General features: G+C 38.4%; 23 protein-coding genes. 9 read left to right on the plus strand and 14 right to left on the minus strand.

Annotated elements, in window-relative coordinates; genetic code table 11:
• Positions 1-172: 172 nt before the first annotated feature.
• Positions 173-718, plus strand: coding sequence for a gamma carbonic anhydrase family protein (locus AC27HL_RS00005; protein WP_487079851.1), 546 nt, complete (start codon positions 173-175; stop codon positions 716-718).
• 8 nt (positions 719-726) lie between these two features.
• Here the strand turns inward: AC27HL_RS00005 and AC27HL_RS00010 are convergent, their stop codons facing one another.
• The 5 genes from AC27HL_RS00010 to tsaC form a co-directional block, all read right to left on the minus strand.
• Positions 727-960 (minus strand): hypothetical protein, encoded by a 234-nt coding sequence (locus AC27HL_RS00010; protein WP_487077988.1) that lies wholly within the window; start codon positions 958-960, stop codon positions 727-729.
• A 28-nt stretch (positions 961-988) separates the two neighbouring features.
• On the minus strand, positions 989-1,804 hold the full coding sequence (gene aroE, locus AC27HL_RS00015) for a shikimate dehydrogenase (RefSeq protein ID WP_487077990.1): 816 nt from the start codon (positions 1,802-1,804) through the stop codon (positions 989-991).
• Positions 1,805-1,920: 116 nt separating this feature from the next.
• On the minus strand, positions 1,921-2,616 hold the full coding sequence (locus AC27HL_RS00020) for an OmpW/AlkL family protein (protein WP_487077992.1): 696 nt from the start codon (positions 2,614-2,616) through the stop codon (positions 1,921-1,923).
• A gap of 242 nt (positions 2,617-2,858) precedes the next feature.
• On the minus strand, positions 2,859-3,767 hold the full coding sequence (gene hemF / locus AC27HL_RS00025; protein ID WP_487077994.1) for an oxygen-dependent coproporphyrinogen oxidase: 909 nt from the start codon (positions 3,765-3,767) through the stop codon (positions 2,859-2,861).
• Positions 3,764-4,309, minus strand: a complete 546-nt coding sequence (gene tsaC / locus AC27HL_RS00030; protein WP_487077996.1) for an L-threonylcarbamoyladenylate synthase type 1 TsaC — start codon at positions 4,307-4,309, stop codon at positions 3,764-3,766. The genes hemF and tsaC overlap by 4 nt, the downstream gene beginning before the upstream one ends.
• Positions 4,310-4,593: 284 nt before the next feature.
• On the opposite strand from tsaC, the gene AC27HL_RS00035 reads away from it, so the two are divergent.
• Positions 4,594-6,555: an alpha/beta hydrolase family protein gene (locus tag AC27HL_RS00035; protein WP_487077998.1), complete on the plus strand. Its 1,962-nt coding sequence runs from the start codon at positions 4,594-4,596 to the stop codon at positions 6,553-6,555.
• Positions 6,556-6,618: 63 nt separating this feature from the next.
• Here AC27HL_RS00035 and AC27HL_RS00040 read toward each other — a convergent pair whose 3' ends face one another.
• A complete protein-coding gene (locus tag AC27HL_RS00040; RefSeq protein ID WP_487077999.1) occupies positions 6,619-8,253 on the minus strand; it encodes an acyl-CoA synthetase in 1,635 nt (544 codons plus the stop codon).
• A gap of 273 nt (positions 8,254-8,526) precedes the next feature.
• Here AC27HL_RS00040 and purE point away from each other — a divergent pair, with 273 nt between their 5' ends.
• Positions 8,527-9,009: a 5-(carboxyamino)imidazole ribonucleotide mutase gene (gene purE / locus AC27HL_RS00045; RefSeq protein ID WP_487078000.1), complete on the plus strand. Its 483-nt coding sequence runs from the start codon at positions 8,527-8,529 to the stop codon at positions 9,007-9,009.
• 13 nt (positions 9,010-9,022) lie between these two features.
• On the plus strand, positions 9,023-10,183 hold the full coding sequence (locus tag AC27HL_RS00050) for a 5-(carboxyamino)imidazole ribonucleotide synthase (RefSeq protein ID WP_487078002.1): 1,161 nt from the start codon (positions 9,023-9,025) through the stop codon (positions 10,181-10,183).
• Between the two features lie 55 nt (positions 10,184-10,238).
• On the opposite strand, the gene AC27HL_RS00055 is transcribed toward AC27HL_RS00050, so the two are convergent.
• The 4 genes from AC27HL_RS00055 to AC27HL_RS00070 form a co-directional block, all read right to left on the minus strand.
• A complete protein-coding gene (locus AC27HL_RS00055) occupies positions 10,239-10,796 on the minus strand; it encodes a DNA topoisomerase family protein (RefSeq protein ID WP_487078004.1) in 558 nt (185 codons plus the stop codon).
• A gap of 97 nt (positions 10,797-10,893) precedes the next feature.
• Positions 10,894-11,367 (minus strand): DUF494 family protein, encoded by a 474-nt coding sequence (locus AC27HL_RS00060; protein WP_487078006.1) that lies wholly within the window; start codon positions 11,365-11,367, stop codon positions 10,894-10,896.
• Positions 11,368-11,378: 11 nt separating this feature from the next.
• Positions 11,379-12,497 (minus strand): DNA-processing protein DprA, encoded by a 1,119-nt coding sequence (dprA, locus tag AC27HL_RS00065; RefSeq protein WP_487078008.1) that lies wholly within the window; start codon positions 12,495-12,497, stop codon positions 11,379-11,381.
• Positions 12,498-12,528: 31 nt separating this feature from the next.
• Positions 12,529-13,614 (minus strand): LysM peptidoglycan-binding domain-containing protein, encoded by a 1,086-nt coding sequence (locus tag AC27HL_RS00070; RefSeq protein ID WP_487078010.1) that lies wholly within the window; start codon positions 13,612-13,614, stop codon positions 12,529-12,531.
• A gap of 116 nt (positions 13,615-13,730) precedes the next feature.
• Here AC27HL_RS00070 and def point away from each other — a divergent pair, with 116 nt between their 5' ends.
• From def to trkA, 4 genes are read left to right on the plus strand one after another with little or no spacing between them, the layout of a single operon-like run.
• A complete protein-coding gene (gene def / locus AC27HL_RS00075; RefSeq protein WP_487078012.1) occupies positions 13,731-14,246 on the plus strand; it encodes a peptide deformylase in 516 nt (171 codons plus the stop codon).
• 41 nt (positions 14,247-14,287) lie between these two features.
• Positions 14,288-15,289, plus strand: a complete 1,002-nt coding sequence (gene fmt / locus AC27HL_RS00080) for a methionyl-tRNA formyltransferase (RefSeq protein ID WP_487078014.1) — start codon at positions 14,288-14,290, stop codon at positions 15,287-15,289.
• A gap of 2 nt (positions 15,290-15,291) precedes the next feature.
• On the plus strand, positions 15,292-16,593 hold the full coding sequence (gene rsmB / locus AC27HL_RS00085) for a 16S rRNA (cytosine(967)-C(5))-methyltransferase RsmB (protein ID WP_487078016.1): 1,302 nt from the start codon (positions 15,292-15,294) through the stop codon (positions 16,591-16,593).
• A 15-nt stretch (positions 16,594-16,608) separates the two neighbouring features.
• Positions 16,609-17,988 carry a Trk system potassium transporter TrkA gene (trkA, locus tag AC27HL_RS00090; RefSeq protein WP_487078018.1) on the plus strand — a complete coding sequence of 460 codons (1,380 nt, stop codon included), beginning with the start codon at positions 16,609-16,611 and terminating at the stop codon, positions 17,986-17,988.
• Positions 17,989-18,012: 24 nt separating this feature from the next.
• On the opposite strand, the gene AC27HL_RS00095 is transcribed toward trkA, so the two are convergent.
• From AC27HL_RS00095 to AC27HL_RS00110, 4 genes are all read right to left on the minus strand, one after another.
• A complete protein-coding gene (locus AC27HL_RS00095; RefSeq protein ID WP_487078020.1) occupies positions 18,013-19,479 on the minus strand; it encodes a TrkH family potassium uptake protein in 1,467 nt (488 codons plus the stop codon).
• Positions 19,480-19,491: 12 nt separating this feature from the next.
• Positions 19,492-20,112 carry a YigZ family protein gene (locus AC27HL_RS00100; protein WP_487078022.1) on the minus strand — a complete coding sequence of 207 codons (621 nt, stop codon included), beginning with the start codon at positions 20,110-20,112 and terminating at the stop codon, positions 19,492-19,494.
• 10 nt (positions 20,113-20,122) lie between these two features.
• Entirely contained in the window at positions 20,123-21,442 is a 1,320-nt protein-coding gene (gene pepQ, locus AC27HL_RS00105; protein WP_487078024.1) for a Xaa-Pro dipeptidase, read from the minus strand.
• A gap of 61 nt (positions 21,443-21,503) precedes the next feature.
• The gene (locus tag AC27HL_RS00110; RefSeq protein ID WP_487079853.1) at positions 21,504-23,468 is read right to left on the minus strand and encodes a transglycosylase SLT domain-containing protein; all 1,965 of its coding nucleotides are present in this window, start codon (positions 23,466-23,468) and stop codon (positions 21,504-21,506) included.
• Between the two features lie 222 nt (positions 23,469-23,690).
• On the opposite strand from AC27HL_RS00110, the gene tusA reads away from it, so the two are divergent.
• The gene (gene tusA, locus AC27HL_RS00115) at positions 23,691-23,939 is read left to right on the plus strand and encodes a sulfurtransferase TusA (RefSeq protein ID WP_487078026.1); all 249 of its coding nucleotides are present in this window, start codon (positions 23,691-23,693) and stop codon (positions 23,937-23,939) included.
• The last annotated feature ends 13 nt before the right edge of the window (positions 23,940-23,952 follow it).

Consider the following 23,952-nt stretch of genomic DNA (forward strand, 5'->3'; position numbering starts at 1 on the left):
TTTGTTTGCAGATTTATTAATCAAAGCGCGTATTATATGACCTTTTGGAGTACTACTAATAATAATTAACGCTTAAGTTTATCCGTTTAGACTGGTTTATTTACAGCAAGCTTTCTGCTTGGATCCAGTTTTTGCTATTATACCTACAACATTTATTTACTATTTCATCTTTATGCATAAAAGCAATTTACGTAGTTACCGTGGTATACACCCTAAATTTTCAGATACTGTTTATATTGATAGCTCTTCCGTATTAGTTGGCGATATAACTATTGGGGAACATTCAAGCATTTGGCCACTTGTCGCAGCTAGGGGTGACGTGAACACAATTACGATAGGTGATAATACAAATATTCAAGATGGCACAGTACTGCACGTTACTCGAAAATCCACACATAATCCAAATGGTAACCCCCTTATTATTGGAGATGATGTAACTATCGGCCATAAATGTATGCTACATGGATGTTCACTCGGCAATAGAATTTTAGTCGGTATGGGCGCTATTATTATGGATGGTGCCGTTGTTGAAGATGGCGTTTTTATTGGAGCTGGTAGCTTAGTGCCACCGAACAAAATATTAAAAAGCGGTTATTTATATGTTGGCAACCCAGTAAAACAAGTTAGGGCGCTAAAGGAGAGTGAAGCATCATTCCTCAAAACATCAGCCATTAACTATGTTGAATTAAAAGACGAATATTTACTCCAAAACGATTAACGAAAACTCTAGCGCATGTTTATATGAATTTCATTATCCTCTGGTTCATTTTTTTCGAGCCAGAGTTCGGTTATTTCTTCTAAATCATATTTAAGGCAACTATCTATTGATGTTTGTTGTTTCAATTGCATAGAGTGAAAATATATCGTTATTTTCTGTCCCGAAAGTTGGCCGGTAAAACTCCAAGCATCATGCCTTTCATCAAAATGTAAATCATCATTAAATAAGATAGCCTGGTTCATTTCTTTTCACCTATTAACAAACTAAATATTATTGTGTTAATTCTGCTCGTAACGACATTAATACGGGTTCAACATCTGGCAATACGCCCTGCCACAATTTAAAACTTTCTGCAGCCTGCCCTACTAACATACCTAGGCCATCAATAACTTGTTCAACCGCTAAGGACTTTGCTTGTGTTAAAAACCTAGTTGGCTCTTTTCCATATACCATGTCATAGCAAGTATTCGCATTAGCAATAACTTGATTGGAAATTGGCAAGCTAGCACCTGAAAGTCCAGCCGATGTAGCATTAATGATAACATCAAACACCTGTTTTTCAGTATCATCAAATGTGATAGCACTAACATTTTCAGTTGGATACTGCTTAGCAATTGCTCGTGCTTTACTTAATGTTCTATTTGCGATTGTTAACGATAGTGGTAATTGTTGTAATATTGCTTGCACAACACCTTTTGCAGCACCGCCAGCGCCAAGTAACAATATTTTACTATTCTGCAATGTTACTTGGTTTCTCAGAAGATCACCTACTAAACCTAAGCCGTCAGTGGTATCACCATAAATTTTATCATTGTTAAAAATTAAGGTATTAACAGCGCCGGCTAACTCAGCTCGCTCGCTAAGTTCATCACACATAGCAAAAGCTTGTTCTTTAAAAGGCGCAGTAATATTGGCTCCCTTACCATTGTTCGCAATTAAGTTTTGAACCGCTGCGCTAAATTTATCTAACTCAACCAATTCACTTTCATAATGCATTAATTGCTGTGTTTGCTTGGCAAATTGTTGATGGATAAACGGAGATTTTGACTGGGCAATGGGGTTGCCGAAAACGCGAAATTGGTCCATAAGTTTACTGGCTAGAATGTTTAAATGTAGACTAACTTAGTTATTGGAAGATGAAAACAAAAAAGCAGTAACTAAATTACTGCTTTTTATATCAAAAGTATCTGGCTAAGAATTTATTAAAATTTGTAGCCTAACATTAGTGAATAAACCATAGGGTCAACATTAATTTCTGCTTTACCAACATTGTTACCAGCAACGTCAAATGTTGCATCAGAGTCGATATCGATGTAACGAATAGAGGCATTAACCGACCATTTGTCATCTAAATGGTAGTCTGCACCAATTTGTGCCGATAAACCAAATGAACCGTCTAACTCTAAGTTACTTAAACCTAAAGTTTTAGGTGCAGCAGCAAACTCTTCATCAAAGAAAACCGTATAGTTGATACCAACACCAACATAAGGCTTAAACGCTGAGTTTGTATCAAAGTAATATAATGCACTTAATGTTGGTGGTAAGTGAGAAACTTCACCTAGATGTGCGCCATCAACGTTAGCTCCCAACGCTCCTTCTGAAAAACCAGTTGTATCCTGAATTGTTACATCGTGTGTATACGGCGTTGCTGCTAAAAGCTCTACCGCCCAATTGCTGTCGTAGAAATAAACAAAGTTCAAACCTAACTGCGTATTATCGTCAACTGTTAGCGTCATTGTTGAATCAGCGCCCGCTAGCATAATGTTAGATTTGCCACTATCTGGTGTGATATTCGTAGCACCGCCACGAACAATGAAATCGCCGGCTTGGTTTGCTAAAGCCAGTGGAGATAATGTAAGAGCGGAAAGAATTAATCCATTAATTACTGAAGTTTTCATGAGAGCATTACCTTTTGTTAAATATAAAGAATCTTGTTTTTCTATAAGGTAATTTTACGCCTGCGTATTAGTAGAGTAATTGATCTAGCGCAAGGTTTGTGAGAAACCTCAAAATAATTGTGGTTTTATATTGTAGATTAAATTTAAAACACTGGGTTTTGTGATTAAACGCACAAACAATAGCTGAAAATGAAACGTTTTTCGCTTGTATATTGTTTGTACGTTATAAGGAGAGTAGATTGTTATGACAACCAATCTTGAGCGATAAGGTAACTTTGTAGCTTCTCTTCATCGCTACCCGCTTCCGCTTGAAAGTTATACTCCCAGCGTGCCAATGGTGGCATTGACATTAATATTGACTCAGTTCTACCGCCAGATTGCAAGCCAAATAAGGTGCCACGGTCAAATACTAAGTTAAATTCAACATAACGACCACGACGATAAAGTTGGAATTGGCGATGTTGCTCTGTAAATGGCGTGTTTTTGCGTTTCTCAATTAACGGCACATAAGCATTTACAAAACCTTCACCCACCGCTTTCATATAAGAAAAGCAATCTTCAAAAGGCCATTTGTTTAAATCATCAAAAAATAAGCCACCAACACCGCGAGTTTCATTTCTATGCTTCAAATAAAAGTACTCATCGCACCAGGTTTTATGTGCCGGGTAAACATCATCACCATAAGGCTGACAAATATCTTTAGCCGTTTGATGCCAATGAACAACATCTTCTTTAAAAGGGTAAAACGGCGTTAAATCAAATCCACCACCAAACCACCATACAGGTGCTTCACCTTCTTTCTCAGCAATAAAAAAGCGTACGTTTGCATGTGACGTTGGAATAAACGGGTTTTTCGGATGAATAACTAACGACACACCACAAGCCTGCCATTTTCGACCGGCCAATTCTGGACGATGGGCTGTGGCAGACGGCGGTAACTTATCACCTGAAACTACAGAAAAGTTAACTCCCCCTTGTTCAATAACACTGCCATTCGTTAGCACTCTTGTTCTACCGCCACCACCTTCTGCACGCTGCCAATTATCTTCAACAAATTTACCGCTGCCATCTGCCGCTTCTAGTGAAGCACAAATGTGATCTTGTAATGATTTTAGAAATTCAATTACAACATTTATGTTTATAGTGCTCATGAGCGAATAATTTCTCCGGTAAGTGCATCAATAATAGTTGATGGTTGATCAAAGCCTAAGGTTTTACCTTTAACAATAAAATCAATTTTATCAGACAATTCACTTGGAATATCCTGCCAAGTTTTAGCTGGCTCATCACCGCTTAAATTAGCGCTGGTAGAAACGATAGGTTTATTCGTTACCTTACATAATGCAACAACATCAGGTTGGCTAGTAACACGTACTGCGATTGAATCAAACTTTCCTGATAATAGAGGTGATAGCTTTGGCGCTTTTGCAACTATTTGAGTTATGCCGTCAGGCCAACGAGATAAAACCTCAACGCGCTTTTCTTGCGGAATTTTACTATCGTCAATATAGGGCAATAGTTGTGTATAGTTTCCTGCCAACAAAATTAAGCCTTTATCTGCTGGACGATTCTTTAGAGCGAGAAGTTTCTCAATTGCTTTAGTGTTGTCAGGATCACACCCTAAGCCAAATACCGCTTCGGTTGGGTAAGCTAAAATACCACCTTGCTGGAATGTTTCTAATGCTGTTGTCATGGAGTTTTATTTTCGCCAATCAATAAAAATAATTTATCTGGGATTATACGTTTTTTCTCCTTATATGTATTTAAATTTAGAGTAAAAGCTAATTATAACTTACTCATTTTATATAGATAAAAAACTTATCCTTGCAATAATTGTTACAAAAAATTTACAATCATAATCAGCTAACAGCTTTCACAAAAGATTGATAAATATTAAATGGAATTATCTCCAAAAAATAGCTCCTTATTCAGTACTTTTCAATCCAAATAACAATTAATAAATCATGGATAGTGTTAATGAAAAAAATAAATATATTTTTAATGTTTCTTTTAGTTATTTTGAACAGCTCAAACTTAAAAGCTAATGAATGGGAAAGTTTATTTGATTACTCAAAATACCAAAATGCCAAAATATCCCCTGATGGCGAGCATATTGCGGTAGCAGTTGAACATGAAGAAAAAACTATGCTGGTATTCCTTAAACGCGAAGATATGAGCATGGTTGGCAGCCTAAAGTTAGGAGGTAGTTATGAAGTCGGAACTTACCAATGGGCAAACAACGAGCGAGTAGTTCTGAGCTTAGTTAAACGCGTACCGTGGCGCGAAGAACCTCAGTTTTACGGCGAATTATACGCAGTAAATGTTGACGGTTCACGTACTAAGTTAATTTACGGATATCAAGCAGGAGAAGATCAAGTAGGTAGCAAGCTTAAGAAAAAGAAAAGTATTTATGGTTGGGCGAGCATTATTGACACTCTACCTGAAGATGAAAAACATATTTTAATAGAATCAACACCAATGAGTAATACGGGCGAACGACTATCTTCAGTATTACTACTTAATATTTATAATGGGATTATTAAAAGAGACTATGGTAAAGCACCAATACCTTTTAGCCACTTTTTAACTAATCCTGACGGAAAAGTAAAAGTCGTTGCAGGTACTGACAGAAACAATATTAAACAACTATATACAAAGGACAATGGTGAATGGAAACGAATTCCAGAAGGAACGGTGGGCAAATCTGTTTCAATAATATCAATAAGCACATCCGGGAAGTACCTTTATACCAGAGATAACTTAAACCAAAATTATTTTGGTATTTTTAAATTAAACTTAAAAGATTTTTCATATAAAAGTTTATATACAGACAAAAATGTTGATGTTACTGATATAGAATTAACGACCAATGGCAGAACCGCCTACGCAATAAGAATAGACGATGGCTATCCCGCATATTTAATTTTGAATAAAAAAATTGATGAAGCTAAAGTTTTTAAAGACTTATTAAGCTCCTTTCCATATAGCTCAGTTAGTATTACTAGTCGCTCCGATGATGGAAAGTTTTATATTATTTATGTTTCTTCAGATACAGATCCTGGCAGCTTATATTTATATAATAAAGAAAAGAATTCACTTGGCCGTTTATTTAAGTTTAAACCAGAAATAGAAAATAAATATCTCCTACAATCAGAACCAATTCAAATAATGACCGATGATGGAAACAAACTTCACGGTTACTTTACACAAGCTAAAAGCTCTAATGACATTAGTAAGGCTCCTTTAGTTGTACTTGTTCACGGTGGTCCTCACGGCGTCCGTGATTATTGGGGATTTTCTCCTACCGTTCAATATTTAGCACTAAATGGCTATTCTGTATTACAGGTTAACTATCGTGGTTCTGGTGGATATGGTGAAAAGTTTGAAATTGATGGGCACCAAGCATGGGGCACAACAATTCAACAAGATATTTTTGAGAGTTACCAATGGCTTGTTAAACAGAATAAAGTTGAAAATGGAGAGGTTTGTATCATGGGAGCTAGCTTTGGCGCATATTCTGCAGTACAAAGCGCCGCAATTTATCCAAATACATATAAATGTGCGATTGCTAATGCCGGTATTTACGACCTTGAACTTATGTTCGAAGAAGGTGATGTGCAAGCTCGAAAATCAGGTATGAGTTATTTAAGAAATGTTCTAGGCACCGATAAAAAACAATTGAAAGACATGTCTCCGGTAAATTATGTCGAAAAAATAAAAGCACCACTATTATTAGCTCATGGTAAAGATGATGAACGCGCTCCCTATGAGCATGCGAAACGTTTACGTAATGCCTTAGATGATGCTAATAAGCCTTATGAATGGTTTGTTCTAGACAAAGAAGAACATGGCTTCTATAACCCTGAAAACCAAAAAGCTTATATGAGAAAAGTGATAAGCTTCTTAAATCAGCACCTTAAGCAACCTACAAAAACCTAATAATCAGAAAGATAAAAAGACTAACCAAGGTTAGTCTTTTTGTTTCCTACATTGTAATTTTAGCTAGGCTTCAAACAATTCTTTGATCTTTTGACGAAGCACAAACTTTTGTACTTTACCGGTCGACGTTTTAGGTAGCTCGCTAAAAATAATAGTTTTGGGTACTTTAAAACCAGCCATGTGATCTCGACAATGTTGAATAATGTCTTTTTCTGTTAAGGTTTGACCGCGTTTCAAACCAACAAAAGCACATGGCGTTTCACCCCATTTTTCATCTTTCTTTGCCACTACGGCAGCTTCTAAAACAGCCGGATGTTTATACAACACCCCTTCCACTTCCACCGATGAAATATTCTCACCACCTGAAATAATAATATCTTTCGAGCGATCACGAATTTCAATATAACCATCAGGATGCTTGACCGCTAAATCACCAGAGTGAAACCAACCATGCGCAAAGGCCTCATAAGTAGCCTGGTCATTTTTCAAATAACCTTTCATGGTGGTGTTTCCACGAAACATTATTTCACCTATGGTTTCACCGTCAGCACGTACAGGCTCCATCGTATCGGGATTAAGTACATCAACTTCTTCTTGAGTTGGGTAACGAACCCCTTGGCGAGCTTTTAAAGCCGCGCGTTCATCCGCACTTTTATTATTCCACTCATCTTTCCATTCACTGACCACACACGGTCCATAAACCTCAGTTAAGCCGTAACTTTGTGTTATTTCAATACCCAGTTTTTCGATACCTTTGATAACTGCGGCTGGTGGCGGTGCGCCTGCAGTCATGGCTTTGATATTTTTCGGCAGTTGATTTAGTAACTCTTGTTCAGCATTGAGGATCATATTCAATACAATTGGTGCGCCGCAAAAGTGCGAAACCTTATTTTCAATCATAGAGTTAACAATAGCACCAACCTCTACTTGCCTTAAACAAACTTGTGTACCGCCAACGGCAACAATTGTCCAAGGAAAACACCAACCGTTGCAGTGAAACAATGGCAAAGTCCATAGGTAAACTGTTTTATTATCTGTAGGCCAAATAAAATTATGCCCCACGGCATTGAGGTAAGCACCACGATGTGAATACACCACTCCTTTTGGGTTACCGGTTGTACCAGATGTATAGTTTAACGCTAGCGCTTGCCATTCATCATGTATAAGTGAGCCTTCAAAGTTTTCATCACCTTGATTTAATAATTCTTGATATTCAATACTCCCCAAGCGTTCTCCACCTGGGCCTTCAACATCATCAATATCAATCACCAAGGGTTTTCGCTTTGATAATGCCAATGCTTGCTTAATAACACCTGAAAATGCCGTGTCAGTAAGTAACACATCACACTCGCCGTGATCTAGAATAAAGGCTATATTTTCAGCATCTAAGCGAATATTAATCGCATTAAGTACTGCACCAGTTAATGGCACGCCATAATGGGCGTCTAAAAATGCAGGTATATTTGCCGCCATAATACTGACTGTTTGTCCCGGCTTCACACCATGATTAATAAGGCCAGATGCTAAACGGCGAACATTTTTACGATATTCATCATAAGTAAATTGCTGTTTGCCATGAATAATAGCGACTTTCTCTGGGTAAACATCGGCCGTACGATTTAAAAAATTAATAGGGGTAAGCGGCTGGCTATTAGCTGCGACTTTGTCTAGGCCTTGTTCGTATATGTTGTTCATCATCTTTCCTCATTGTAACAATGGGGTTGTTGGCTTATATAGTTTTAGAATTGCCTCCCCTTTTGTGCATATTATTAGTGTACATAATTTAATTTTTTAACCTATGCGTCTTTAGTCTAGGATCGACTAAAGTATAATCGGACTTAGTCGATGTTTTTTTAAACAACTTTATCAGAGATTATTTCCGTATTGACGTAAACCTAGGTATAATGCGCGGCTTATTTTTTGAGGTAAAAGCGCCTCTTATTTAGTAACTAATTATCAAGGTGAATAATTATGAAAGTGGGTATTATCATGGGGTCAAAATCAGATTGGCCAACAATGAAGCATGCTACCGATATGCTAGATTTACTTAATGTTGCTTATGAAACAAAAGTTGTTTCAGCCCACAGAACACCTCATTTATTAGCTGAGTATGCTGAAGGCGCAAAAGATCGTGGTATCAAGGTGATTATTGCTGGAGCTGGCGGCGCGGCGCACTTACCTGGTATGACAGCTGCCTTTACACCATTACCTGTTTTAGGTGTACCTGTACAATCAAAGGCATTAAGTGGTCAAGATTCACTGCTTTCCATTGTACAAATGCCAAAAGGTATTGCTGTTGGCACTTTAGCTATTGGTACTGCTGGTGCAGCTAATGCAGGTTTACTCGCCGCACAAATTTTAGCGACACACGACCAAGAAATAATGGCAAATATCGAAAAGTTTAGAACAGAGCAAACTGAAAATATTTTAAGTAACCCTAACCCAGCAGAGTAGGCGTAAATATTTCATGAAAAAAGTATTGGTATTAGGTGCAGGTCAACTCGCACGTATGATGGATTTAGCAGGTTCACCGTTAAATTTAGATGTAAAGGCATTTGATGTACGCACAAATAAGGTTGTTCACCCAATTACTCCAGAACACACCTATGGTGATTTAGCGCAAGGCATTGCTAATGCTGACGTTATTACTGCCGAGTTTGAACATGTCGCACATGATATTCTTGCGCAATGCCAAGCATCAGGTAAATTGTTACCTAGTAGCCAAGCAATTAAAATTGGCGGTGACCGTCGGTTAGAAAAAGCACTACTAAAATCATCTAATGTTGCGAACGCTGAACATGTTATCGTCGAATCTAAAGCTGATTTTGACCACGCCTTATCACAATTGAGCTTGCCTATTATATTCAAAAGTGCGCTTGAAGGTTATGATGGAAAAGGTCAGTGGCGTATGAAATCAGCAGAGCAAGCTGATGATATTTGGCAAGAAATGTCAGCATTTATCGCCGCTGCCACCTCATCAGTACCACAAGGTATCGTTGCTGAGCAAATGGTGCCGTTCGATAGAGAAGTATCGCTGGTAGGCACACGCAATGCACAAGGTGAAATTGCCGTTTATCCATTAACAGAAAATCATCATACCAATGGTGTGTTAAGTGTTTCAGTAGCAGCACCAATAAATAACGCACTGCAAGCGCAAGCGAGTGAGGCCTTTAAGAATTTAACGGAAGAATTAAATTATGTTGGCATATTGGCCATTGAATTCTTTCAGGTTGGTGAGAAATTACTGGTTAATGAAATTGCTCCGCGTGTTCATAACTCAGGTCATTGGACACAGCAAGGTGCTGACACTTGCCAGTTTGAGAACCACTTACGGGCAATTTGTAACTTACCGCTAGGAAGTACACAATTAGTTCGCCCAACGGCTATGGTGAATATCTTAGGCGAAGATTCAGTGCCGACAGAAGCTCTTGCTATTCCGAGTTTAAGTGTTCATTGGTACAACAAAGAAAAACGGGCCGGCAGAAAAATGGGCCATATAAATGTTAGCGGTGATACCGAACTAGAGTTAGCTCAACGTTTAAGCCAATTGGCTGAGCTATTAGATGCACAAGCATTTCCAGATTTAGCAGACTTTACTGCGAATTATTTAGCAAAAGTTAGCGCATAACCGTAAAGTTTTTATTGGTTAATAAACAAAAAAGCGAGTAGTTAACTCGCTTTTTTTATGACTGAAAATGGCCACATTTTTTCTGTGCGCATTGCAGTTTTTCGCCTGCAGCCATATTTCGTGTTAACAATAAACTGAAACCACACTTTTCGCACTTCCCTGCTACAGGAGGATGATTAACGGCATATTTGCATTTAGGATAAGCATTACATGCATAAAAGCTTTTACCGAAGCGACTTTGCCTTTCAATTAACTGCCCTTTATGGCAACTTGGGCAAGTAATATCTTTATTTTCTTTTGTTTCTTCATGTTCAATATGATGACATTCAGGGTAATTAGTACAGCCAATAAACATGCCATACCGCCCCTGTTTAACAGCCAATTCGTTGCCACATTGTGGGCATTCACTGCCAGCTAAAACCTTATCATCAACCCTTTCATGCTCAACAACAGGTCGAGTGTATTGGCAATTTGGATAATTGACACAACCAAAAAAGGCACCTGATTTACTATGTTTTATTGCTAATTCACTACCACACTCGGGACACACTTCATATTCTTTCTCTAAAGCATGTTCATGAAGTGAAAAAAGTGGCGTTTTTGAATCTGACATAGTAAATGCACCTAATAAATTAGATGCATATTATGCCATATATTAACGGAAATAATGTAGGCTAATTTTCACGCAGCGCAATACAGAAAAAATAACGCTAATGGAGCGGCCCTTCTTGTTCATCAAAAATCAAATCTTCCATTTGTGAGTACGCACTTTCTTTGCCTGGCACATTAAACAGCACCATTAATACAACCCACTTTAAATCATCAATAGAGAAGAATTTAGTATCCAATTCCATCACGCGATCAATCACCATTTCTCGCGTCGTAAAATCGAGCAAATTAACTTGCTCTAAAAACATTAAAAAGCCACGGCATTCAACATCTAGAATTTGATTTTCTTCAGCGGTATAAATGCGCACCGCCTGACTGCCTACCCGTGTTAAATATGGATAAGTTTCAACATCTTGTAAGGCAGCTAGTTTTTCTAACCAAGCGAGCGCTTTATAAATTTCATCTTGGTGAAAGCCAGCTCGGGTTAATTCATCAGTAAGCAATTCATGATCAACCATAACCTCGGCTTCACTATGAATATAATTTTCAAAAAGATACATCAAGATATCAAACATAACTCGCCCCTTTATAATTTCAGGTAGCCTCCTGGCACCGCAGACACCAGACCTCTAAGCTCAAGTACTGTTAATCGAGTTAGCACTACATCTATGGGTAGTTTACTTCGAGAAACCACCATATCTACGGGAGTGATTTCATATCCCACACTAGCTAACATTGGATCGTTACACAAGTCTTGTTTTTCACTTTTTTCAGTTGAACTATCTTTCTCTTTAATTCCCTTTAAGTTTAGACTATCTAATGGAAAATCTTGTAACTCTTCCATTATGTCGGCCAATTCTTCAACAAGTTTAGCACCTTGCTTAATTAACCAATGACAACCTTTCGCTTGTTGATTATAAATAGAACTTGGTACGGCAAATACTTCCCTACCTTGTTCTAACGCACAACGCGCTGTAATTAAAGAGCCACTTTTTAGTGACGCTTCCACAACTAATACGCCAAAGCTTAAACCACTAATAATCCTATTTCGTTTAGGAAAATGTCCTGGTTTCGGGCTAACACCGGGAAAAAACTCACTAACAATAAGACCGTTGTTTTGCAGAATTTCTTTTTGTAATTTTTTATGTCGTGCTGGGTAAATAATATCTAGCCCTGTGGCAACCACGGCAATGGTAAATCCATTTGCTTGTAGCGAACCTTGATGTGCATAGGCATCAATTCCTAATGCCATACCACTTGTTACAACAAATTTTTCAGCTAGCTCACCAGCAAGATTTAGTGCCAACTTCCGACCTGCAACACTGGCGTTACGACTGCCCACAATAGCTATTTTCGGTAAATTTAATAAAGTGACGTTCCCGAGTGCAAACAGTACTAACGGCGGATCATAAATTTCTTTTAGTAACTGCGGGTACAAGTCGGCATCATAAGGGATAATTTGAATATTATTAACAACACAATCGGCAATTATGTTGTTTATTTTTTGCCAATTAGGATTATGTAAGGCACTTTGTTGTGCTTGCGTTAAGCCAGCAAGTGATAAATCTGTATCGACATCAAATAAATTTGTTAAGCCAAATTTCTCAACAAGAAGCAACTTTTTAGGAGTAGCAAGCCGTGGAATAAGTTTCACGGCTAGCCAATAATGAGCACTCGTTAGTGATTTATCATTGCTTTTGGCCACTTGCTTCTCCTTAAGAGTGGCAAATTGTTATTTAAGGTGCAGTAACTCCGTCAAGCACACGTAGTGGTTTTTCTGAGTTTAATATTAATGCCATACTCACTTTGTCATAAACTTTAAATACCATGACTTGCCCTATTGACTCGTCTGGCATGTCATAACCTGAAGCGCCTGAACTCGCCATACGATTCCAACGAGATGAATCATTGGTGTATTGAGGTCCATTACTAGTTTCTACAACAGCTGGGCTTTTACGCTTTACAGTTAAAACATCACCAGCTTGCACATTTTGTTGATTGCCTTTATTAATCATTACAACATCATATTTGGCAAACTCTCTTAACTCTATTGCAGAGCCAACAATCAAGCCTTTAGTTGTATTTCCTGCTCGCATGGTAAAAACTGAAGGATATTGCTGATCATTATTAACAGGAATAACATAAGCGCCAGAGCGAATTTCACGCTTAGCACCTTCAACATAAATAGTGCTAGGCTGCTTTTGACTCATATTGCCACCACTAATAGCTTTTCCCGTACCAACAAGCTTGACATTAAACCCTAATGATTCAGCACTTTCAGGGTCAATAATTTCATTGCCTTTATGGTATATGCCGTAGCTTTGCCCAACAATAAGGTCTTGATTTACGTATACTTTAAAACCATCAATGCTAGATTTATAACCTTCATCACTACCAATAACATACGGCAGTAAATCAAATTCTTGTTCATTTTTAACGCTATCATAATGAATAAATGGCGCTATAACTTCTAAAGGAATTGTACTAACTGGGTTTTGATCTTTTAATTGTTTACGGATACTAGGCGACCATTTTAATTCTGGCTTACCTTTCACAAGCATTGGTTGGCCTTGCTCATCAAAAACCAATCTAAGCTCATCTCCTGGATAAATTAAATGAGGGTTATTAATTTCTGGATTAAGGCGCCATAACTTCGGCCAGAGCCAAGGCTGTTTAAGAAAGATTCCGGAAATATCCCACAATGTATCACCTTTCTTAACAATATAGGATTTAGGTGCATTAGGGTTTAATGTTAGTTCATCAGCCAATACAGCTAACGACATAGCAAGACCAAGTATTAGTGAAATAATTCTTATTAGCATGTTAATCTGCCTATTCTTATAGGTTTTGTTCTAAACCACTATGATTAATTTTAATTAATGGCTAAAATTGAAACATAACACTCTATGCGACATTTCGCGAATTCTTTTAATAAATTATGGCTATTTTACCTGTATTACGATTTCCAGATGAGAGATTAAGAACAAAAGCACAACCTGTAACTGAAGTGAATGATGAAATTCGCACTATAATCAGCAACATGTTTGAAACTATGTACGCCGAAAATGGCGTTGGCTTAGCGGCAACACAAGTCGATATTCACCAACGAATCGTGGTTATTGATGTTTCCGAAAACAAAGAACACCCTTATGTATTAATTAATCCTGAAATTGTTCGCAAGAGCGATGACACCTTAATTAACGAAGAAGGCTGTTTATCCGTACCAGGCTGTTACGCCAAAGTTGACCGCAGTGTCGATGTCACCGTAAAGGCTTTAGATGAAAATGGTAAAGAGTTTTCATTAGATGGTGAAGAGTTACTGGCAATTTGTATTCAGCATGAACTTGACCACTTAAACGGCATTTTATTTGTTGATTATTTATCACCTCTTAAGCGTCAACGTATAAAGAAAAAATTGGAAAAAGAAGCTCGCTTAGAAAAAGCCAACGCTTAAACTACCAAACATATAGATTAACACGTACTCAGGAAACGCCCTTGTCGAACACTTTAGCTAATCCATTGAACATCATTTTTGCTGGAACACCCGATTTTGCTGCGCAGCATTTAGCCGCTTTAATCAAATCTCAACACAATGTTATTGCTGTTTATTGTCCGCCAGATAAACCTGCCGGCCGAGGTAAAAAACTTACGGCTTGTGCAACTAAAATATTAGCGTTAGAGCATAATATTCCCGTTGAACAACCAGAGAATTTTAAGTCTGACGCAGACCAAACAACATTAGCAAGTTATCAAGCCGATGTTATGGTGGTGGTTGCCTACGGCTTGCTCTTACCGCCGGTGATTTTAGAAACACCTAGGTTAGGTTGTATTAATGTCCATGGTTCTATTCTACCTAAATGGCGTGGCGCAGCGCCTATTCAGCGTTCATTAGAAGCTGGTGATGCAGAAACAGGCGTAACCATAATGCAAATGGATAAAGGTTTAGATACTGGCGACATGATTTTAACATCAACATGTGAGATCACACCTAAAGATACCAGCGCCAGCTTATATGAAAAGCTAGCTAAATTAGGCCCAATAGCACTTCTTGATACACTAACGTTAATGGCAAGTGACGATTATCCACGTCAACCACAAAACGACGAACTAGCAACACATGCAGCTAAACTTGATAAAGCAGAAGCAGAGTTAGATTGGCAATTGCCCGCTTCGATACTAGATCGTAAAGTAAGGGCCTATATACCATGGCCAGTCGCACAATTTACATTTAACGAAGACAACAAACAACACCGTATACGTGTTTGGCAAGCAAGTGCCATTGATGTAAAACATGAACACCCTCCTGGTAATATTATTAGTGCTGACAAACAAGGTATTGTCGTCGCGACAATTAATGGTGCGTTGCGCTTAGAGGTAATCCAGCTACCAGGGAAAAAAGCTTTAGCTGTGGCTGATATTTTAAATGGAAAAGCTAATTGGTTTGCCGCTGGTTTATCCATTAATGGCGTCGATGCCTCAGTACAAGAGCAAGTATAATTATGGCAGCAAACCTTAGAGCTTTAGCTGCCCGCTGTACTTTTGCAGTTGTCGATAAAGGCCGCAGCTTAGCCGACGAATTACCACAACAGTTAGCAAAAATAGACGGTAAAGATAAAGGCCTACTGCAAGAGCTTTGCTATGGAGTATTAAGACACTTACCCGAGCTTGAAAATGACGTTAGAGAGTTTATTAAAAAACCACTAACAGGTAAGCAACGTGTTGGTCACTTTTTAATGTTAGTGGGTGTTTATCAAATAAAGTACACACGTATCCCTGATCACGCCGCTTTCAATGAAACCGTTTCAGCTTGCAAACAGCTAAAATGTGATCACCTAAAAGGCCTTGTTAATGGTGTTTTAAGAAATTTCCAACGCCAGAAAATAGCAAGTGGTAGTGCCAATAACCATGAATTACCAGATGCTATTGCCTTTAACCATCCATCTTGGTTTATCAAAAAAATAAAAGCGGCATACCCAGAAAGTTGGCAATCAATATTAGCAGCCAATATGCAGCGTCCACCAATGTGGCTGCGAGTAAATCAACGTCATCATAGTGTGGAAGAGTATTTAGCTCTGCTAGCGGCAGAAAATATTGAACACAGTTTTATCGACATAAAATCAAATGCAATTCGTTTAACTGAAGCAATTGAAGTTAATAAGTTACCCGGCTTTCAACAAGGTTGGGTATCAATACAAGATGGTGCTGCGCAACAAGCCGCAAGATTACTTGACTGCCAAGCGCAAGACAATGTACTTGACTGCTGTGCCGCCCCTGGTGGAAAAACTTGTCATATTTTGGAATATAGTCCCAATATAAAAGCAATGACAGCAATAGATATTGAAGCTGCAAGGCTAGTTCGTGTTAATGAGAATTTACAACGATTAAACCTAACAGCCAATGTTATCGCCGCTGATGCTGCTACTCCAGAAAAATGGTGGGACAAAAAGCTATTTGATCGCATTTTACTCGATGCCCCTTGCTCGGGCACCGGTGTAATTCGCCGCCACCCAGATATAAAATGGCTACGTAAAAGCCAAGATATCGAGGTATTAACCGAGTTACAGCAAGATATCTTAAAAAATATATGGTCATTACTAAAACCCGGTGGTACTTTGCTATATGCAACGTGCAGTATATTGCCTGAAGAAAATAGCCAGCAAGTTCAGCGCTTTATTGAAAACAATTCAAATGCTGAGTTGATTGCCATTACTGATAACACTACCGATATCGGTTGGCAAATATTACCAAACGATGATTCGATGGACGGGTTTTACTACGCCAAACTCATTAAGAAACAATAATAAAAGCGCTTAAAAATGAAAATTATAATTATTGGTGCCGGACAAGTTGGTGGCACATTAGCGGAAAATCTAGTCGGCGAACAAAACGACATAACACTAATTGATACCAACAGTGAGACATTACGCGAGTTGCAAGACAAGATGGACTTGCAAGTAGTTACAGGTCAAGGCTCTCACCCTGACGTGCTTAAGCAAGCTGGTGCTGAAGATGCTGAACTTGTTATTGCCGTAACCAGTGATGATGCGACCAATATGGTTGCCTGCCAAATTTGTTATTCATTATTTAATACCGCCAATAAAATTGCCCGTATTCGTTCAGGTAAAATTCTTAAGTATCAAAAAGAGTTATTTCAAAATAAGAATATTCCTGTCGATCACATTATCGCACCAGAACAACTTGTCACCCGGGATATTGCTCGCTTAATTGACTATCCTGGTGCGTTGCAAGTACTAGAATTCGCGAAAGGTAAAGTTAGCTTAGTTGCCGTTAAAGCCTATTATGGGGGTTTATTGGTTGGGCACGCTTTATCAACCTTACGTGAACATATTCCAAATATTGATACCCGGGTAGCAGCTATTTATCGAAACGGGAAACCAATAAGACCGCTAGGCACTACCGTTATTGAGGCTGACGATGAAGTATTCTTTATTGCAGCAACCATTCATATTCGCGCAGTTATGAACGAGTTACAAAAACTAGAAGCGCCTTATCAGAAAATCATGATCGCAGGTGGCGGTAATATTGGTGCTGGTTTAGCCCGCTTATTAGAAAAAAACCATCAAGTAAAACTAATCGAGCATTCGGCTAAACGCGCTGCATATTTAGCGTCCGAGTTAAATGACACTCTAGTTTTTACTGGCGACTCTTCTGATCAAGAACTATTAATGGAAGAGCATATTGACCAGTTTGATGTTTTCATTGCGGTAACAAACGATGATGAAGCCAATATTATGTCATCTTTGCTAGCTAAGCGCCTAGGCGTTCGCAAAGCTATGGTATTGATACAGCGTAGTGCCTATATAGACTTAGTCCACGGTAGTAATATTGATATTGCGGTATCACCACAACATGCCACCATTTCTGCATTATTAACGCACGTACGGCGCGGTAATATTGATAATGTTTATAGCCTACGTGGCGGTGCAGCCGAAGCAATTGAAATAGTTGCAAAAGGTGATGAGAACTCATCAAAAGTTATTGGAAAAACCATTCAAGAAATTAAGCTACCGCCGGGCACAACCATAGGCGCGATAGTGCGAAATGAAGAAGTATTAATCGCCCACTCGAATACCAAAATAGAAGCTGAAGATCATGTGGTACTATTTTTAGTAAACAAGCGCTATATAAACGATGTAGAAAGCTTATTTCAATTAGACCCTTTAGCTTTCTTCTAACTTAAAGAGCTACACGTAATAAAATTAAGTACGCCAAAATGCTGGTGTGAAAAGCACCAGCAAGGTAAAAATTTCTAATCGTCCAAATAACATAGCGACAATCAACACCCATTTACTAAAGTCATTTATTTCTGCGAAATTCGCAGCTACCTGCCCTAAGCCTGGGCCTAAGTTATTTAAACATGCTGCCACAGCAGTAAATGCAGAAATATCTTCCATACCTGCAGCAAGTAGCATTAGCATACAAATAACAAATACCGCCGCATAGGCAGAAAAGAAACCCCATATAGCTTCTACAACACGGTTCGGTAAGGCTTTTTTCCCCAACTTAATGGTAAACACCGCTTTAGGATGCACAAGTTTATTTAGCTCGCGAATACCTTGTAAGTACAATAACAACACTCGAATTACTTTCATGCCGCCACCAGTACTACCAGCACAACCGCCAATAAAACTCGAGAATATTAATAATATCGGTAACAAGGTTGGCCAGTTCGAAAAGGCAACTTCTCCTGATGACGTAGCAGCAAAACCTGCGGTGGTGCTAATTGATACCGCATGAAATATCGCTTGTTCAAAGTTTTCAAAACCTGATTGATAAACATTAAAACTCATTAAAACCGTAAAACAAACAAGCGTAAGGACTAACTGAAGACCTAAAAACGCTTTAAATTCTGAATCGTAAAAATAACTACGTAACGAACGACTATTAACGACAGCAAAGTGCAACGCGAAATTAACGCCAGCAATAATTAAAAAGAACACACAAATAAAGTTAATTAATGGGCTATCAAAGTACCCCATGCTCAAGTCGTGAGTCGAAAAGCCACCAATGGCAATAGTAGAAAATGAATGGCATATCGCATCAAATAAGTTCATTCCTGCCGCCCAATAACTAAGCGCACAGGCGATCGTAAGCGTTACATAAATAAGCCATAAATGCTTGGCGGTATCAGCAATACGTGGGGTCATTTTTGAATCTTTTACTGGCCCCGGGGTTTCAGCACGATACAACTGCATACCACCAATACCTAACATAGGTAAAATAGCAACCGCGAGCACAATAATCCCCATGCCACCTAGCCATTGTAATTGTTGACGATACCAAAGAACCGCATGCGGTAAACCATCAATTTGCGTAAGTATGGTTGCACCTGTGGTGGTTAAGCCAGAAAATGATTCAAAAAAGGCATCTGCAATGGAAAGGTTAGGCTCATCAAGCAGCAAAAGAGGTACAGCGGAAAAGCTTGCCAATACGGTCCAGAATAACACCACAATAAGAAAGCCTTCGCGAGCACGTAAATCGCCCTTTTCTGCTCTATTTGGATACCAAGATAACAAGCCTGCAAACAAACAAAAAACAAAGGCCATTAAAAATGAGACACCGCCACCATCGCGATAAATAAGAGAAATAAATGCAGGCGGCAACATAGTTACGCTTAAAAGCGCAACCAAAAGACCTAGTATTCGAATAATATTTTTAATTTGCACGGCAGTTTATTATTATTTTTCAGTAATCGTTTTCAGTTGTAGTTTTCCTGATGACAATGTTTGCAACTGTTGTTGAAAGTCTGCAAGCTTTTCATCTGGTAACGCGAGTGTTAACTGTACGTTTTCATTGTAGTCTTGCTTTATAACTTCTCCACCTAACTGTTCGAGAAAATACAAAACATCATTCACTTGTGTATATTGACACGCTAAAGTTTTGCGCACCATAGGAATTTTTAACTTTGTTGTTAAAAGTGTTAGTGCCTGCTTAACGCTACCCCCATATGCTCTTTGTAAACCTCCTGGCCCTAATTTTGTGCCACCAAAGTAACGTACAACAATCGCGCAAATTTCACCGACACCACTGCCCATTAGCATAGTTAACATAGGTTTTCCTGCTGTGCCAGAAGGCTCACCATCATCTGAAAAACCATACAGTTGACTATTTTCAGGTCGACCAGCGATAAAGGCATAACAATGGTGATTTGCTTGTGGGTGCAAAACCTGGAGCTCTTTAATATATGCCTTTGCTTGCACAGCACTAGCACACGGTTTTAAATAGCAAATAAAACGGCTGCGAGTTACTATCGTTTCATCGATAACCTCTTCAGCCGCTATGGTGTATGGCGTAGACACTATATTTAACTTAAGTTAATGCTAAATCACGGGTCATATTTTCATTATGTGATTGATGAACAATAATATTGTCCTCAATACGGATACCGCCAAATGGGCGCATCGCATCTACATTTTGCCAATGAACCATATCGGCATGTGCAGACTGCTTTAAATCTGCAAGCAGTGACTCAATAAAATATAAACCTGGCTCTATGGTAAACACCTGATTAGCTTCAATAATTCTTGAGGTTCTTAAAAAGGCATGTTGTTCAGGTGTATTAACATGAGTGCCACGCTCATCTGCCATAAAACCACCTACATCATGAACTTGCAGCCCTAAATGATGACCTAGGCCATGCGGGAAGAAAGTTGAAACAATACCCGCTTCAACAGCTGTGTCGGCGTCAACATTAATAAAATTAAAGTCTCGAAGCACTTTGCCAATTTCTCTATATGTCGCAATATGTAAGTCTACATAACTAACACCTGGCTTTAAGCCATCGACAGCTTTAAGCATTAATTCGTCCATACGAGCAATTAACTCAGCAAACTTATCGCGTTTAAATGAATAAGTTCTAGTGATATCGGATGCATAACCATGAAAGTTAGCGCCTGCATCAATTAAAAATGATCTATGAGCTTGCGGTACGCCGCGCTCTAATGCGGTGTAATGTAATATTGAGGTATTTTCATTTAACGCGACTATATTGCCATATGGTGTTTCGCTTTCAACATGCTGAGTAGCTTTTAGGTAAGCTTGCTGAATATCATATTCCGAGGAACCTGCTAAGAAAGCTGCTTTTGCCGCTTTATGACCTGCAACAGCAATGGCATTTGATTTACGCATGCATTCTTGTTCGTAAGGAGTTTTATATGCTCGATGGTAATGAAGATAGTTAATCAACCCTTCTGGGTTTATTTGTTCAAAACCTAACGCTTTAGCCACTTCAATATGTGCGCCGATATAAGCGAAGCCTTTTTTGTCGTAAGGCAATAACTTATCAACTTCACTAGGATTTTTTAGAATTTTAATATCAAAAAATTCATTCCAGTAATCATCAGTTAATGGGATAACTTTATGCCAAAAGTCTATCGGTTGGTAATAAATTAAGATTGGTTTATCAGTACCATTAAGTAATAACCAACAGTTTGGAATATCAACTAAAGGCAGCCATGCCTTAAAGTGTGGATTAACTCGAAATGGATAACTGTTATCATCAAGAAAAGCTTTGATTTCTTGGCCGGAATGAATAACTAAACCATCTAAATTATCTCTTGATAATGCGGTTTTAACTCGGCTTTGTAACTCAACAACATGGGCTGGATATAATTTAGCTAATGTATTCATTTAATTTATCTCTGTGTTTCTATTGGCATATTATAGCGCTTTAATAGTTTACTGATGACTTTTATTTGTTACTGATATTCATACTAGTAATTTGATCAAAGAGAGACTCTGCCACCCCAACTTTTTGTTGGTATATTTGCTGATAAGCCAATACGCTTTTGACATATTCACGTGTTTCTTTAAATGGAATGGTCTCTATCCATACATCCGCAGGTAATGGCTTGCCATCTTTAAGCCATTTTTTTACTCGATATGGCCCAGCATTATACGCCGCTGTTGCCAGTACTTGATTGCCATCATGGCGGTCAAGTAAATTACGCAAATATTTAGTACCTAGTTTAATATTGTGTTTTGCGGTCATTAATTCTCTATTTGAAACCTTTTTTCGTGCCAACTGTTTTGCTGTACCTGGCATAACTTGCATTAGCCCCTTGGCACCAGCAGATGAGTTTGCATCTGACATAAAAGAGCTTTCTCGACGAGTAATGGCAAAAGCCCATGCTGGATTAATTTTTTGATGACCAGCATAGCGTTTAATTTCTTCCTCATACCCCAAAGGAAAGCGCAAGTTTATATCATCTAAATAACCTTCTCTCGCCAATGTGAAAATGGCGCGATCATACCATTGCATTTCATGAGCGATTTTTGACGCCACTAATTTATCGCGCTTGGTTAATTTCGATAACCAATAATTCCACTCTTTACGGGCATGATGAAAACGACCGAGTGCAAATAACTCAAAGGCTCTTTTTGCCGCAGGGCTTTTAAGTATTAGCGCTTTTTCCTGTTCCGTAACCGTTAACGGTTTATTTTGAAAGTTTGCCGGCTTGTTCAAGTAGCTTGCGGCTAAAAAGCCATAATAATGACGACTATTAGCCAATTCGTTTAGCTGCTGGTTGCCCGCCGCGACTTCATTAGTTTCCAATAAACTTCTACTATACCAATAACGCCACTGTAAGCTCTCTTGCGTTGATTTTGGTAGCTTAAGTAACTTAGTTTTAATATGCTGCCAATTTTGCTCTCGTAGTGCATCAGTAATATACCATTGCGTTAAATTACTAGTGAATAGCTTCTCATCAACTTTATTTAACCACTCATGGGCTTGTTGGTGATTTTTACTCGCTAACGCTAAAGCAAACTTCAAGGTTATTTGCTGTTGTTGTTCAACGGTAAATGGCAATAATGTTTTAGCAACTTTATAGGTATCAAGAGCCAATTTTGGTGAACGCCAAATTAAGCGTTTTAGGCCGTAAGTAACTATAGTTGCAGCTTTTTCAGATTTATTCTTGAATTTTGCTAAACGCTTAACATAACTCGGATCTCTTCTAACTTTATGCCATAGTTTTGCTAGATACTGCTCATTGGTCGGCAGTAATTTAGTAAGATAAGGAATTAAGGTATGCTTGCCACCGTCTGCCGCCAAAGCTATACGCTGCCACACTATATCTTTTGTTCTATATCCGGCTGCTTGCCAGCGTTCAAAAAGTGGGTCACAAACTTTTGGCTGTGATTTGCCCGCCAACCAAAGCTTAGTTACTTTAGGTAATATCCGCGACGGTGAGACACCTGTTTGTAATTGAAAGCGATAATACTGACAGGTTAATTCTACATTGCTGGTTGGCTTAAAATAGTTTTGAAAAAGCAGTGCTTTTTTACGCTTTGCCAAATAATTTAACCATTTTTTCCGTAGTGGCCAATCTAACGGTGTACCTTCATATTCATTAAGAAATTCGCTAATCTCATTGGCTGACGATAGTTTTATTTTAGTCATCAGCCTTTTTTGGTCTAGATACGGCTGCAATGGGTAATAATGTAGCTGGTCATATAAATTTTGATATGTACTGGAACTCGCGTTCCATATTTGCTTTTCAGCTTGCAAAAAAGTTTTACGCTGTAAGCTTTGTTCACTCGCTTGTGATAAAGGGCTCAGGAAAATACAGCTAAAGAAAACAGTTTTTGCGTACTTGCTAATAGAAGCAAAGCGAATTAGCGGCATTGGTTTACCTTGGAAAAAAGATGCATGCATCAATTATTCACTCCTACAATTACAAAGCAAGTTTAATCAAAAATAATTATTAAAATAGTTGTAATTATTGATATTAATTAATGAGCTAGAGTATAAATAACAAAAAAATGCCAATTACGGTTGCTTCCTGCGCTTGAGCAGATAAACTTGCCGAAATGTAGTCGGTATACGTGAGCGCTTATATTTCTAATTTACAGAGGCGCTAGTTAAATAAGGTGACAAATGAGCTCAACATCATTACCAAAAACAGATCATCAATTAGATGCCATTGGCTTACGCTGCCCTGAGCCCGTGATGATGTTACGCCAAAAAATTCGCAAAATTGCAACCGGTGAAACATTACTTGTTACCGCTGATGACCCCTCAACGGCACGCGATATTCCTAGTTTTTGTCGCTTTATGGAACATCAACTAATTAAGCAACAAACTACTGAAATGCCCTTTCAGTATATTATTCAAAAAGGCTTATAAGAAACAATCGTTT

This window comes from Colwellia aquaemaris (assembly GCF_057548755.1).

Bases quoted from the DNA above. Each gene is read 5' to 3' on its own strand.
- rsmB (WP_487078016.1), top strand. From the start codon at position 15,292: ATGGCAGCAAACCTTAGAGCTTTAGCTGCCCGCTGTACTTTTGCAGTT.
- AC27HL_RS00055 (WP_487078004.1), bottom strand. From the start codon at position 10,796: ATGTCAGATTCAAAAACGCCACTTTTTTCACTTCATGAACATGCTTTA.
- AC27HL_RS00005 (WP_487079851.1), top strand. From the start codon at position 173: ATGCATAAAAGCAATTTACGTAGTTACCGTGGTATACACCCTAAATTT.
- AC27HL_RS00060 (WP_487078006.1), bottom strand. From the start codon at position 11,367: ATGTTTGATATCTTGATGTATCTTTTTGAAAATTATATTCATAGTGAA.
- AC27HL_RS00110 (WP_487079853.1), bottom strand. From the start codon at position 23,468: ATGCATGCATCTTTTTTCCAAGGTAAACCAATGCCGCTAATTCGCTTT.
- AC27HL_RS00020 (WP_487077992.1), bottom strand. From the start codon at position 2,616: ATGAAAACTTCAGTAATTAATGGATTAATTCTTTCCGCTCTTACATTA.
- hemF (WP_487077994.1), bottom strand. From the start codon at position 3,767: ATGAGCACTATAAACATAAATGTTGTAATTGAATTTCTAAAATCATTA.
- pepQ (WP_487078024.1), bottom strand. From the start codon at position 21,442: ATGAATACATTAGCTAAATTATATCCAGCCCATGTTGTTGAGTTACAA.
- AC27HL_RS00070 (WP_487078010.1), bottom strand. From the start codon at position 13,614: ATGCTAATAAGAATTATTTCACTAATACTTGGTCTTGCTATGTCGTTA.
- tsaC (WP_487077996.1), bottom strand. From the start codon at position 4,309: ATGACAACAGCATTAGAAACATTCCAGCAAGGTGGTATTTTAGCTTAC.
- tusA (WP_487078026.1), top strand. From the start codon at position 23,691: ATGAGCTCAACATCATTACCAAAAACAGATCATCAATTAGATGCCATT.
- AC27HL_RS00010 (WP_487077988.1), bottom strand. From the start codon at position 960: ATGAACCAGGCTATCTTATTTAATGATGATTTACATTTTGATGAAAGG.
- AC27HL_RS00035 (WP_487077998.1), top strand. From the start codon at position 4,594: ATGAAAAAAATAAATATATTTTTAATGTTTCTTTTAGTTATTTTGAAC.
- aroE (WP_487077990.1), bottom strand. From the start codon at position 1,804: ATGGACCAATTTCGCGTTTTCGGCAACCCCATTGCCCAGTCAAAATCT.
- def (WP_487078012.1), top strand. From the start codon at position 13,731: ATGGCTATTTTACCTGTATTACGATTTCCAGATGAGAGATTAAGAACA.
- purE (WP_487078000.1), top strand. From the start codon at position 8,527: ATGAAAGTGGGTATTATCATGGGGTCAAAATCAGATTGGCCAACAATG.
- AC27HL_RS00040 (WP_487077999.1), bottom strand. From the start codon at position 8,253: ATGATGAACAACATATACGAACAAGGCCTAGACAAAGTCGCAGCTAAT.
- trkA (WP_487078018.1), top strand. From the start codon at position 16,609: ATGAAAATTATAATTATTGGTGCCGGACAAGTTGGTGGCACATTAGCG.
- AC27HL_RS00050 (WP_487078002.1), top strand. From the start codon at position 9,023: ATGAAAAAAGTATTGGTATTAGGTGCAGGTCAACTCGCACGTATGATG.